The following is a 13,635-nucleotide window of genomic DNA, read 5'->3' on the forward strand; positions in this document are numbered from 1 at the left end:
CTGTCGCAAACCTTTCTCACCGCGCTCCTGTGGCGCATAATGCCGGCCCGATTTACCCTGATACCGGAGGGGCAGCGGGTCCGCTCACTGCCATCAAAACCGATGGGCTGTGATCCGGTTGAATGCCGCTCCCAGGGGTACGAGCCCTCTCGCAAAATGGATGTAAACATTACATGCTGGATATCAACGTTCGCATCGCCGAAGAACTCAATGTGCGCCCGCAACAGGTAGCCTCTGCAGTCTCCCTGCTGGATGAGGGGGCTACGGTGCCATTTATTGCCCGCTACCGGAAGGAGGTTACGGGTGCCCTGGATGACACCCAGTTGCGCACCCTGGAAGAGCGCCTGCGTTACCTGAGGGAACTGGAAGAGCGCCGCGGGAGCATCCTGAAAAGTATTGATGAGCAGGGCAAACTCACACCGGAACTGACCCGGCAGATCAACGACGCTGAGACCAAGAACCGCCTCGAAGACCTCTATCTCCCTTTTAAACCCAAGCGGCGCAGCAAAGGGCAAATCGCCATTGAGGCGGGCCTTGAGCCCCTGGCCGATGCCCTGATCAACGATCCCGGGCTCGACCCCGCCGCCGAAGCGCTGCAGTACCTCACCCCCGAGCACAAAGATGCCTCTCTGCAGGTAAAAGACAGCAAGGCGGCCCTCGACGGGGCCAAGTTTATCCTGATGGAGCGCTTTGCCGAGGACGCGGAAATCCTCGGGCGACTGCGGGATTTCCTCAAACGTGATGGCCAGGTCAGATCCAAGCTGCTGGATGGCAAAGAGGAAGAGGGCGCTAAATTCCGCGACTATTTCAACTACGCCGAGGACTGGTCCCAAGTGCCATCCCACCGCGCCCTGGCCATTTTCCGCGGTCGCAATGCGGGTATTCTGGCGGTCAGTATCGGCCTGCCGGAGGAATCGGGCGTACCTGCCACTACCGGCCACCCCTGTGAGGTAATGGTGGCCAAACATTTCGATATCCGCGATCAGGGCCGCCCAGCGGACAGCTGGCTCGGCGAGGTGGTGCGCTGGACCTGGCGTATCAAGCTGAGTACAGCGCTGGAAACAGACCTGCTCGGGGCCCTGCGCGAAAAGGCCGAGGAAGAGGCCATCCGGGTCTTCTCCCGCAACCTCCAGGACCTGCTGCTGGCCGCGCCCGCGGGGCAGAAAGCCACCATCGGCCTGGACCCGGGCCTGCGCACCGGCGTCAAGGTCGCTGTAGTGGATGCCACCGGTAAACTGCTGGATCACACCGCCATATTCCCGAACCCGCCCCAGAACCGCCTGCAGGAATCCGCTGCGGTACTTGCCGCCCTGTGCAGCAAGTACCGGGTGGGCCTGATTGCCATCGGCAACGGCACCGCCAGCCGTGAGACTGACAAGTTTGTTGGCGAGACCATCAAACAATACAAGCTTAGCGCCCAGAAAGTGCTGGTGAACGAGGCGGGCGCCTCCGTGTACTCGGCTTCGGCATTTGCCGCACGGGAATTCCCAGATTTGGATGTCACCATCCGCGGTGCCATTTCTATTGCCCGCCGCCTGCAGGACCCACTGGCCGAGCTGGTGAAAATTGAACCCAAATCCATCGGCGTCGGCCAATACCAGCACGACGTTTCCCAGATGCAACTGGCGCGCTCCTTGGATGCGGTGGTGGAAGATTGTGTCAATGGGGTCGGTGCCGAGCTGAACTCTGCCTCTGCCCCGCTCTTGGCCAGGGTTTCCGGACTCACCGCCACCATCGCCGGCAATATTGTCAGCTATCGCGACCAGCACGGCGCCTTTACAAATCGGCAGCAGCTGCTGAACGTGTCGCGCCTTGGGCCCAAGGCGTTCGAGCAGGCCGCGGGCTTTCTGCGCATCGGCACTGGTGAGAACCCGCTGGACAGGTCGGGGGTACACCCGGAAGCCTACCAGGTAGTGAAGCGTATCGCCGAGCGGAACAATCGCGAGATCAATGCCCTGATCGGTGACGCTGCCTTCCTGCGCCGGCTCAACCCCGCCGACTACACCGATGAGAAGTTCGGTGTTCCCACGGTGACCGATATCATTGCCGAACTGGAAAAACCCGGTCGCGACCCGCGCCCGGAGTTTCGCACCGCACGCTTAGAAGAGGGGGTAGAGGGTATCGGGGACCTGCGCATTGGCATGGTACTTGAGGGCACTGTTACCAATGTCACCAATTTTGGTGCTTTTGTGGATATCGGGGTACACCAGGATGGCCTCGCGCATATCTCTGCACTGTCGGACAAGTTTGTGAAGGATCCCCGCGAAGTGGTCAAAGCCGGTGATATCGTCAAAGTGAAAGTGATGGAAGTGGACGTGGCGCGCAAACGCATCGGCCTCTCCATGCGCCTGTCGGATGAGCCGGGGGAGCAGAGCGGTGCTATCCAACGGGGCGACCAGCGTGAGAACCGCCAGGCCCAGCGCTATAACAGGCAGCGGGGCCACCGACAGCAACCGGGTAGCCAGGGTAGTATGGGCGACCTGTTGAAGGCAGCGATGAAAAACAGGAAATAGGCCCCACAGGCCTTGTACAGGGCGATCTGCCAAGTGCTCTTTCCCTGGATCTTTTTATTTTCTTGGATATTGACGCACTAGACTGTGGTTTGCCAATTTGATGGGCCTATTTTCTATTAAGGTGGAGGGCAGCAGGCTTTTGTACCCCATTACCGAATTTTTTCAAGCACCAAAAAGCGGTCTTGTGCACCGGGAAAGTGAGTGCCCCGGGCCGCTTATCAGCCGTCTTGTGACTATGAAATTCCTCTATTGCTGGGGCTACTGCGAATAATAATGGCCCCATTTAAGCCCACTAAAAGTTGGCCCAGGCGCTCTTGGGTTTGTGATATCCATAATGCGTACTTCGTAAAATAAGCCATACATCACTAAAAATTGAAATTTAAAGAAATATTTATCACTCTAATGTTGTTTTTGGGTGATAGTAGATTTTATTTCACTTGATTTTTGTTTCAGCGCTCGAGACAAATGTCCATTGGCGTTATTATCGTCAACATCCTGCAAAAATAAGTGACGCATAAAATAAATAAGTCACGTAGGAATATTTAATACACAAATATAAAATCCTCGGAGGGTTAGATGGAGCACAATTTCAAAAAGAGTTTTCTCAGTCTTGCAATAGCGGGCTCAATTTCTCTGATCTCTTACCAGGGTATTGCCCAGGAAAATGAAGAGGGGCTTACCGAGACAGATGTAGCGGCCGAAGAGGACTACTCGAGCAATGGGGCTGACAACTCTGATGTGAAAGAGTCTGAGGTGGAAGAGGTGGTCGTGACCGGATCCCGTATAGCCCGGGATACTTTCTCCAGCATTTCACCACTGCAGATCATTGATACTGAGGGTACCCGTGAAGCAGGAGTCATTGATGCTTCTTCCATCCTGCAAAACAGTCAGGCGGCTTCCGGTCAGCAGATAGACCTGACTTTTTCCGGCTACGTGCTGGACAACGGGCCGGGATCATCCACTGTGAGCCTGCGCGGCCTGGGTGCCAACCGTACGTTGGTACTGGTGAACGGCCGTCGCCTGGCCCCCGCCGGTGTGGGTGGCGCACCCACCGCCCCGGATCTGAACCTGATTCCATCTACGCTGGTACAACAGTACGACCTCTTGCTGGATGGCGCCTCCTCCATTTATGGCTCTGACGCCGTTGCGGGGGTCACCAATGTGATCCTGAAAAAGGATTTCGATGGCTTTGACTTCGAGTTTTTCAGTGACAATCCCACCCAGGGCAATGGTGAGGAAAACACCTTCAGCCTGAGCTGGGGTAAAAACTTTGATCGCGGGTTTATTGGCATGGGCGCTGAGTATTACGAGAGTGCCGCCGTGACTCTGGATGATCGCGACTGGACCTCGGGCTGCCAACAAAATGTAGAGGTTGGCACCGATGGAAAAATTTCTAAAGCTGATGCTTTCTATACCAATCGCTTCGGTATGGACTGGCGGGGTGGATGTACTGTCGGTTCTCTTGTCGGTCGCGTCAGTGTTCCTTCTTCAGGGAGTATCTACTATACCCCGGGGCAAAGTAACGGGGGCTGGAACGGGTTTTCAGAGTCCAGTCTCTTTGATATCGGTGTCGACGGCGATGGGGATGGCAGAACCGATATTTCCTTCCTGGACTACAGCCTCAACGGCCGGGAAGGCTTTGCACACCTGTTCCCTGAGCAGGATCGGGCCAGCTTTATGGCCTTCGGGGAATACACTTTCGAAGGGGAGATGAATCTGACCCCGTTCTTTGAAACCCTGTATTCAAAGCGTAACACTTTTATCAATACAGGCGCGTCTCAGCTGTTTCCAAGTGTTCCCGCAGACAACCCCTACAATATCTGTAACCCGGATGGGGTGAACGGTGTGGACTGCGGGCTGGCCTACGATGCCCTGCTCACAAATCCGAATTACATTGAAGACTTCATTGCCCGCTATGGAGCACCGCCCAGTGCTTTCGATTTAGAAGTAGGGTCACTTGGGGCACAGGGTACTCAACCGATTGTGGCTGTGCGTGGTGACCGCAATAGGACGGACGTCTCCCTGGAGAGTTTCCGCTTTGTTACTGGCCTGCGCGGGGATCTCCCCATGCTGAATATTGGTTCACTGTCGGACTGGTCCTTTGATACCTACTTCTCCTTTAGCAAGTCCGATGGGCGTTTAACCACCAGGGGTATTCGTGATGACAGGCTCAACCACTCCCTGAATACTACCCGCGAAGATCCAAATAACCCCGGAAGCTATATCTGTGGTGATGGCAGCGATGGCTGTGTGCCGGTCAATCTGTTCGCAGACTCCCTTTATCAGGGGGTTATTGGCGATTTTGCAACTCAGGCGGAGCGGGATTATCTATTTGGTGCCCGCAACTTCCGCACTGAGTATTATCAGAAAATTCTTTCTGGATTTGTTAGTGGAAAGATTGCCAGCTTGCCCGCAGGTGATGTAAGCCTTGTGTTGGGTGCGGAATTCCGCAACGACAGAATCAAGTCAATTCCTAACGATGTTGCCCGGGATGGACTGCTCTTCGGTTATACCCAAGACGGCGGCGCTACCGGTCATAAGGACACCCGGGAGGTCTACGGTGAAATTGAAATTCCCCTGTTGGGTGGAATGTTCCTGGCTGAAGAACTGACCGCAAACCTGTCCACCCGCTACACGGATGATGAGTACTACGGCGATGACCTGACTGAGTCCGTTAAAATTGGCTATCGCCCGATCAATTCGCTGTTGTTGCGCGCAACCTATGGTACTTCCTATCGCGCGCCAAATCTGCGCGAGAACTTTCTGAAAGGCCAGACCGGGTTCCTCGATGTCTCTGACCCCTGTGTGGTTCCAGAGGATGCATTGGGCGGGCTGGGAGGCAGTGGCTATGATCCGTCACTGGATACTCGAGCGCCTGAAGTGTTGGCCAATTGCCTGGCAAATGGAGTGGACCCCACCCAGTTGGAGAACGGCAGCACGACTGTTTACAATTCTGAAGTAACTAGACGGGGCCTGTTGGACCTCGAGCCTGAGACTTCGGAGTCTTATACCGTTGGCTTCTCCTGGGAGCAGCCATTCTTCGATGCCTTTGGGCTGACCCTCGGTATGACTTACTATAAAATTGACATCGAGAATGCCATTGTTGAGCCTTCTGCCCAGTTCTTGATCAATGACTGCTATGGCAGTGTTAATCCAAGTGCCTTCTGCAGCCTGGTTCAGCGGGATGCAGATGGATTTATTAACAATATCAATGCTGAGTTCCTTAACCAGGACCAGGAAGTGTCGCGTGGCTTTGATTACAATATTCGCTATGAGCAGCCGGTAACCGTCTTTGGTGCGCCAATCGAGCTGTCTGCACTGGTCAATATCAACCGTACACTGGAGCGGTCTGTAACCTTCATTGGTGATGACGGTACTGTGGATTTTGATGAATTCAAGGGTGAGTTTGGCAATGCAGAATGGATCGGAAACTCTCAACTGAGAGTCGCCTATGATGACTTCCGCTTTACCTGGAGCTCGCGTTATGTAGGCGCTGTTGAGCAGGATGAGGCTGGGGTGGATGTCTTTAGTGATATTTATGACACCTTGGATACGGGAGTTGAATCCGACACCTGTATTGGTTCAGAAAACGGCGGTGTTGAATGCCGGGATGTGGGCTATGCAGATGATTATTGGGTTCACAGCGCTTCCCTATATTACTATGCAGATACCTGGTTTGCCGGTATCGGGGTTAACAATGTATTCAATGAGGCTCCCCCCGAAGTGGATGGTAGCGAAGTTCTTTCTGTAAATAATGCGCCCATTGGTGCCGGTTACGATTTGCAGGGCCGAACCGTTTTCGTGAATTTGCAAAAGAAATTCTAATTTGCATATACAAGGCCCGCTTTGCGGGCCTTTTTTTCTTGTGGATTAAAAGAGTTTGAGATGAAACCTAGAATTTTAATTCAAAAACTGTTCTTTTTGGCGGTTTTCAGTCTCGCATTTTCTTATGAAGCTTCTGCGAGTTCTCCTTACCCGCTGGAATACTGGGCTTTGCGCGACGTCATAAGGAATGTAGAGCTCTCGCCAGATGGCAAGCATGTGGCACTACTGAAAATCCCCACAAAGGATGGTATGCCCATTATCGAAGTGTACAAAACAGATGCCATGGATCAGGAGCCATATCGCATTAATTCTGACCCGATGGAAATTCAGAGTTTTTACTGGGCCGCGGACGATGTCATCATAATGGGGCTTCGCCAAAAAGTCCGCGACAAGATTGATGGATTTAACCAGGGGGTTTATGAAAGACTTCTTGCCTCTGTTGATATTAAGCGTAAGAAACTAAAAAAATATGATGACCTGGGTTCAGGCATCGAGCACCTGCTGCCAAAGAAGAAAAATAAAATAATATATTCTTATTTCCCAGGAGGGGGCAATGGAAAAATTAAAGAGGCCTTTCGTCCGAGAACATATTATGAGCTTGATCTGAAGACAGGTGCTAAGAAATTAATTCTGCGCGGTAAGTTGGAGCTTGGCGCTGTTGAATTCGATGGGGATGGCGTGCCTTGGCTGGCCAGAGGGTTTGATGCTGGAAAGGGAGAGTTTATTTGGTATGAGCGAGTTACCAATAAGAAGAAATGGCGTGAAATTTACCGGTTAAGCGAAGACAGTTTTGAGACTTTCTCTGTAGTAGGTTTTGACGAGAAAAGTCCAAATATCTTCTTTGTGCGCGCGCAAAATGGAAAGGATAAAATTGGGTTATGGGAGTTCGATGTCCAAAAGAAAGTGTTTTCCCAGCCAATTTATTTGCGTAATGACGTTGATGTTGCAGGCGTAAGCTATCATAGTAACAGTTGGACAAATCCCGATACTGTGGTGGGTGTCAGGTATTATAAAGATGGTGTTCAAACCGAATACTTTGATTCCACGACAGCAGCAATGGTCCAGCAACTGCAAGGAATTATACCGAATGCGGATTTGGTGCGTGTTACTAGTCGCGATAAATCTGGCAATTCTCTTGTGATTTTAAATGTTGGTGCCCGTGACCCGGGATCTTACTATCTGCTGCATAAAGGTAAATTGACTAATATTGGCAGCCGACAACCCCTGCTTGAGGCCGATCAGCTGGCAGATGTGCGCTATATTGAATACAGGGCGCGCGATGGAAAAAAAATACCCGCCTATCTAACAGTGCCGAACGGGGAGCCGCCATTTCCTGCTGTGGTGATGCCGCATGGAGGCCCATTTGTATCCGAGGTCGTCTTGTATGACGAATGGGCGCAAATGCTGGCGAATAATGGCTATCTCGTACTTCAACCGCAGTACAGGGGATCATTGGGATACGGCTTGGAACATTATACTTCCGCATTTAAAAAAGGTGGCCAGGGCGGTTACAAAATGCAGGATGACAAAGATGATGGCATGCTGTATTTGGTTAAAGAGGGGCTTGCAGATCCCGAGCGCCTGGCAATGTTTGGCTGGTCTTACGGTGGTTATGCTGCACTGGTTGCTGCGAGCAGAAAGGAGCAGATATATCAATGTGCTATCGCGGGTGCCGCAGTTGCAGATCCATTAATGCAAGTAAACTACTATCGCTATCGTATGAGGGGGGCTCAAAAGGAAGAGCAGCTTTCTATGTGGGGTGATAGCGTTTCACCACTTGAACAGGCAGCAGAGGTGAATATCCCACTACTGTTGATCCACGGAAGTGTGGATCAGCGCGTTCCGCCGATTCATGCGGAAAAATACCGAAAGGCGTTGGACGCGCATGGAAAGAACTATAAATATGTCGAGCTCGAAGGGGCTGACCACTTTTCCAATACACTGTTTTTCAACCACCAAAAATTGCTATTTGAATCCATGATTGCTTATCTCAAGAATGATTGCGGCCCAAGTGGTTTGTAGGATTCCTGTAGAAACTTGATAGAAAGCCCGGCACCCCTGCTGAGAGTGCCGGGCTTTTTTTATTGCCAAATCGGTCTGCTTGTCTGGTGCTTTTGCCAGTGACAAGGGTTTTTGCCCCGAATGGCCTAGCTGTTACTGTATACTGGGCGGATGCAAAATTCCCTTCAGGCCGAGACTCAGCAAATAGGCATTCACGGCTGACTCGATCTTCTCGGCGCAATCCATACAGATGACCTCCTGCAACAGCCGTTGCATATCCGCCTGTTGCACCGCGCGCAGCGTGGCTTTGACACGGGGCAGGTTGGTGGCATTCATCGACAGCATATCGTAGCCCATGGCCACCAGCAGCAGGGCACCGCCGGGTTCTCCGGCCAGCTCACCGCAGATACTCACCTGGGTACCCGCAGCATGTGCAGCGGCAACGATTTCCTGCAGGGCCCGCAGCACAGCCGGGTGCAGGGCGTGGTAAATATTGGCCACGCGGCTATTGCTGCGGTCCACCGCCAGAAGGTACTGGGTGAGATCGTTGCTGCCCACCGAGATAAAATCCGCATGCTCGGCCAATTCGCGCACCTGGTAGACCGCAGAGGGTACCTCCACCATAACGCCCAGGGGGGGCATGTTGATAGCGTAGCCCTCTTCCAAAAGCTCCCGGTAGGCCCTCTCTATCAACTTGCGAGCGGCTTCGAGTTCACTCAGTCCACTGATCATCGGCAGCATGATGCGCAGGTTATCGAGCCCCTGGCTGGCTTTCATCATGGCGCGCACCTGTGCCAGGAATATTTCCGGGTGATCCAGGGTGACACGGATGCCGCGCCATCCGAGGAAGGGATTGGTCTCTTCTATAGGAAAGTAGGACAGGGACTTGTCACCGCCAATATCCAGGGTGCGCATGGTCACCGGCAGGGGGGCGAAACATTCCAGCTGTTCCCGGTAAATCTCCCGCTGCTCCTCCTCCGAGGGGAAGCGGTCGCGCAGCAGGAAGGGTACTTCGGTGCGAAACAGGCCGACACCCTCGGCACCGCGCTCCCTGGAGCGCACCACATCGGCCATCAGGCCGGTGTTGACCAGAAGACACACCCGGTGGCCGTCTGTGGTTTCTGCGGGGAGACTGGCGGTGTGATCCAGGTTGCGGGTGAGTTCCCGCTCTTCGGCCACAATGGCGTTATAGTGGCGTTTGAGTGCCTCGCCGGGGTGGATATGCAGTACGCCGCGATAGCCGTCCACGACCACGGAGATGCCATCAATGGTCTCGTAGGGCAGGTCCTGAACGCCCATCACGGCTGGCAGCCCCATGGCCCGCGCGATGATGGCCACATGGCTGTTGGCGGAGCCCTTTACGGAAACAACGCCGATCAGTTTTTGCCGGGGGACTTCGGCCAATACCGCGGCGGTGAGCTCCTCCCCCACCAGGACGGTGTTTTCCGGGTAGTCGCGCTCGCTCTGCTGCTGTTGGTACAGGTGGGCCAGCACCCGCACGCCGAGATCGCGCACATCGGCGGCTCTGTCGCGGAAATAAGAGTCGGACATGTTTTCAAAGCGCCGTACATGTTCCAACATAACCTCGGCCCAGGCCCTCGGCGCATAGAGTTGCTGTTGCCGGATGCGATCACAGACCTCGGTGGCAAGGACGTCGTCGTCCAGTATGCTGATGTAGGCATCGAATAGTGTGGACTCTTCGCGGCTGAGTTCGCCCTTGAGGCGCTCCCCCGCCTGGTGGATTTCCTCCCTGGCGGCGGAGAGGGCCTGCTGAAACAGGGCCAGTTCGGAATCTACATCCAGGCACAGGCAATAGGGTACGGTGGCCAGGTTGGCCTGGGGTGTGACGATGCACGCGTGGCCGATCGCAACCCCGGGGGATGCAGTGATGCCGCTAAAGTGGGTTTCGCGCCTCTGCTTGCGCATGCTCGCCAGTATCCCTGTGGCTTCCGCATGGGCAATGACACCGGCGAGCTGGGCAGAGAGGGTCACCAGAAACGCCTCTTCGCCCTCATCGAAGCGACGCTGTTGCTCCTGTTGAACGACAAGCACCCCGAGTACGGTGCGGTGGTGGATAATCGGTGCGCCGAGAAAAGCGCAGAAACGCTCTTCCCCGGTCGCGGGGAAATACTGGAAGGCGGGATGGGACTTGGCCATATCCAGATTGATGGGTTCCTCGCGGGCCACCACACTGCCCACCAGCCCCTCACCCGGCGCCAGGTGTACCTGACCGACAGCATTGGAGTGGAGGCCGTCGGTGGCCATCAGCACATAGTTTCCGGACTGCTTGTCGCGAAGATAAACAGAGCAGACCCGAGTGTGCATTACCTCACGCACACGTTGCACAATAATTTTGAGCACCGCGGGGAGGTCCCTGGCGGTGTTGACTTCCTGTACGATACTGCGCAGAGATCCGAGCAATGGCCTGTCCTCGCCAATCAACGGAGAAAGTTCAGGCCCGGAACCGGTGGGTGCTCCGCCAGGGCCCTAGGTGTTCAGACATAGTAATGATTCCGGTAACTCCCCTATACCGGACTCATCACTGGCGAAAGAGGCGCGCTATTCGCCCTGTTTGTGCAGCCAACGCCTCACCAACTGTATTTGCTGTGGGGCCAGCTCGGTTAGCGCGCGCCGATACACCTCGCGCTTGAAGGTCACTACCTTGCTGAGCGGATGCCAATAGCTCACCCAGCGCCAGTGGTCGAATTCGGGCTTATAGCCGTTATCAAAACTAATGGCGGTCTCCGCCGCCACCAGTTTTAATAAAAACCATTTCTGTTTCTGGCCAATGCACAGCGGTTCGGCACGCCGGCGGATCATCCGCTGCGGCAGGCGGTAGCGCAGCCAGCCGCGTGTGCAGGCGATCATACTGACCTGATCGCGAGTGAGACCGATTTCTTCGTAAAGCTCCCTGTACAGTGCCTGTTCTGGGGTTTCGCCTGGATTAATGCCGCCCTGGGGGAACTGCCAAGCGTCCTTGCCACCGACCCGTCTGGCCCACAGCACCTGGCCGCGGGCATTCAGCATAATGATACCGACGTTGGGGCGAAAGCCCTCTGCATCTATATTACTGCTGTCCTCGCCACCCTGCCTCTGCCTCCTGTTGTTCCGTGAAGGGGGATTGTTGCGATTAGATTGCTTGTTGGGCCTACGGCGGCTTCTTCTCCCGGTTTGAGCCGGCTTGCCGTCGTCCAAAATAACTGTCCTCGATACTGCGTGCTGCTGTACGCTGCACTCGCTTGTCCCGTATTGTTCCACAGAGGGGTGTTTACAGCAATTCGGTGACGCAGTCTGTGTGCAGCGCGTGAATGCAGGGTAAAATTGTATGACGCTGTGGTGGCATTGGTGGGATTTTGGCAGTGGAGTTTTCTTTGGGAATCAATAGTAACGGGGCAGGTGAGTGGTGCACTTGGCAATTTTTGATCTCGACAATACCCTGATCGGCGGAGACAGCGACCATGCCTGGGGCGAGTTCCTGGTACAGCGGGCGCAGGTGGACGGCGAGCACTATCGTTCCACCAATGACCGTTTCTATCGGGACTACCAGCGGGGAGAACTGGACATCTCTGCTTATCTGGAGTTCGCACTGGCGCCTCTGTCCCTGCTGTCGCGCGAGCAGCTGGAAAGCCTGCAAAGGGAATTTATGCAGGAAGTCGTCAGTGAGCTGTGGCTGCCCCGCGCACAGGCGCTGATCGGGGAACACCGCCGCAAAGGGCACCATATCATGATCATTACCGCGACCAATCGCTTTGTTGTGGAGCCGATTGCCACACACTTGGGGGTGGATACCTTACTGGCCACAGAGCCAGAGGAGTTGGAAGGGCGCTTTACCGGGCGCGTAGTCGGCGAGCCCTGTTATCGGGCTGGCAAGGTGGTGCGATTGCACCAGTGGCTGTCACACAACGCAGACTATGTGGACGGACAGAAGTGGTTTTACAGTGACTCGATCAATGATTTGCCACTTCTGACTGAAGTGGAGCATCCGGTCGCCGTGGATCCGGATGCCCGCCTGCGCACAGAGGCGGAAGCGCGGGGCTGGCCGGTAATCAGTCTCCGATGACTGCAGATTCTGGCAAAGGGCAAAAACGGGGGATCGCGTGAACGATACCATTCGGCAAACAGCCTGTGCGCTGTTGCTGGCCAGCCTGGGGGCCTTGTTGGGTTGTGAACAAAAACCCGCAACGCCGCCGGAGTCCGCGCAGGGGGCTGCGCTGGTGCCCATCAGTGAAAAAGCGGCCTCGGATCTCTCGCTGGCGATATGGCAGGCGGGCCAGGCACAGGTCATGCACACCCGCGCCACCGCGGCGACCCTTCGACACGCAGTGGCGGCACTGTTGGAGCACCCCAGTGAAGACCGGTTGGAAAAAGCCAGGCTTGCCTGGCTGGATGCCCACCGGGAGTTCGCTGCGATGCTGCCCTATATCCAGTTGGCCTTTTCTCCGGTGGCTTTGCGCAGTCAGGGTCGCGAGCTGCTGCTGACTTTGGACAGCTGGCCTGCGCACGCGGGGTACCTGGATACGGTGCCAGGCTATTCAGACAGCGGCATAGTCAATGACACCGCCATAGAGCTAACCTTGGCAAACCTGCGCAAGCAGCACCGGCTCACTGCCCATGAGGAGGCGAGCATCGGTTTTCACGCCCTGGAGGTCATGCTCTGGGGGCCTACCAGCGAGCGTATGGCGGAACAGTTTGTCGCCGACTCCAGGGGGGAAAAACCCGAGGCTCTGGCGGCCAATCGGCGCCGTACGCTGACCCGCCTGATCGCCCAGGGTATTGAAGAGGATATGGATGGTCTGGCGCGCAGCTGGCCCAGTACAGCCAATCATCTGTCGCGTCGTTACCTCGCCCTTGGCCCTGTGGCACGGTTGCAACAGATTCGCGCCGCCCATACCCAGGTAATCGACGAATTGCTATTGCCGCGCCTGCCTGAGGGTTCTGACAGCGATGTGGAGAGCAGTCGCGCAGCGGACTCCAAGCAGGCGCTGCTGGCGGCTATGGCAACTTTACAATCCAACTGGATACCCACCGGAGGGAGCGGTTTGGCGGAGTTGCTGCTGGATCGTCACCAGGTGAGTGCGCTGGAGCAGACCTTTGCCGATCTGGAGGCCCTGTTACTGGAGATGGAAGATCCGTTTGAATTAGCGGAATTGGGTCAGCTGGCCAAAGCGCGCAAATTGCTGGAAAAGGTGGCGGGCCTGATGGCTGGTACTACCCAGATTCCCGTTTCCGAAATGGATGTGATGCCCGTTGTCTTGCCGGTAGAGTGAGGCACAGAAATATCAAACCCCGCTAGTCG

At 55.2% G+C, this 13,635-nt stretch carries 7 protein-coding genes; 5 read left to right on the forward strand and 2 right to left on the reverse strand.

Annotation, left to right across the window (positions count from 1 at the left end; all coding sequences use genetic code 11):
- Positions 1-173 precede the first annotated feature (173 nt).
- From Q5Y71_RS11530 to Q5Y71_RS11540, 3 genes are all read left to right on the forward strand, one after another.
- Complete coding sequence (locus Q5Y71_RS11530; protein WP_306042297.1) at positions 174-2,513, forward strand: Tex family protein; 2,340 nt, start codon at positions 174-176, stop codon at positions 2,511-2,513.
- Between the two features lie 576 nt (positions 2,514-3,089).
- A complete protein-coding gene (locus Q5Y71_RS11535; RefSeq protein ID WP_306042298.1) occupies positions 3,090-6,338 on the forward strand; it encodes a TonB-dependent receptor domain-containing protein in 3,249 nt (1,082 codons plus the stop codon).
- 60 nt (positions 6,339-6,398) lie between these two features.
- Positions 6,399-8,360 carry a S9 family peptidase gene (locus tag Q5Y71_RS11540; protein ID WP_306042299.1) on the forward strand — a complete coding sequence of 654 codons (1,962 nt, stop codon included), beginning with the start codon at positions 6,399-6,401 and terminating at the stop codon, positions 8,358-8,360.
- A 132-nt stretch (positions 8,361-8,492) separates the two neighbouring features.
- On the opposite strand, the gene ptsP is transcribed toward Q5Y71_RS11540, so the two are convergent.
- Both ptsP and Q5Y71_RS11550 read right to left on the reverse strand, forming a co-directional pair.
- Complete coding sequence (gene ptsP / locus Q5Y71_RS11545; RefSeq protein WP_306042300.1) at positions 8,493-10,760, reverse strand: phosphoenolpyruvate--protein phosphotransferase; 2,268 nt, start codon at positions 10,758-10,760, stop codon at positions 8,493-8,495.
- 138 nt (positions 10,761-10,898) lie between these two features.
- The gene (locus Q5Y71_RS11550; RefSeq protein WP_371877032.1) at positions 10,899-11,366 is read right to left on the reverse strand and encodes an RNA pyrophosphohydrolase; all 468 of its coding nucleotides are present in this window, start codon (positions 11,364-11,366) and stop codon (positions 10,899-10,901) included.
- 376 nt (positions 11,367-11,742) lie between these two features.
- On the opposite strand from Q5Y71_RS11550, the gene Q5Y71_RS11555 reads away from it, so the two are divergent.
- Together Q5Y71_RS11555 and Q5Y71_RS11560 are read left to right on the forward strand one after the other, a co-directional pair.
- Entirely contained in the window at positions 11,743-12,399 is a 657-nt protein-coding gene (locus Q5Y71_RS11555; RefSeq protein WP_306042301.1) for an HAD family phosphatase, read from the forward strand.
- Positions 12,400-12,436: 37 nt separating this feature from the next.
- Positions 12,437-13,606 carry an imelysin family protein gene (locus tag Q5Y71_RS11560; protein ID WP_306042302.1) on the forward strand — a complete coding sequence of 390 codons (1,170 nt, stop codon included), beginning with the start codon at positions 12,437-12,439 and terminating at the stop codon, positions 13,604-13,606.
- Positions 13,607-13,635: the final 29 nt, after the last annotated feature.

The sequence above is a fragment of the Microbulbifer sp. 2205BS26-8 genome (assembly GCF_030731025.1).
Taxonomy (GTDB): domain Bacteria; phylum Pseudomonadota; class Gammaproteobacteria; order Pseudomonadales; family Cellvibrionaceae; genus Microbulbifer; species Microbulbifer spongiae.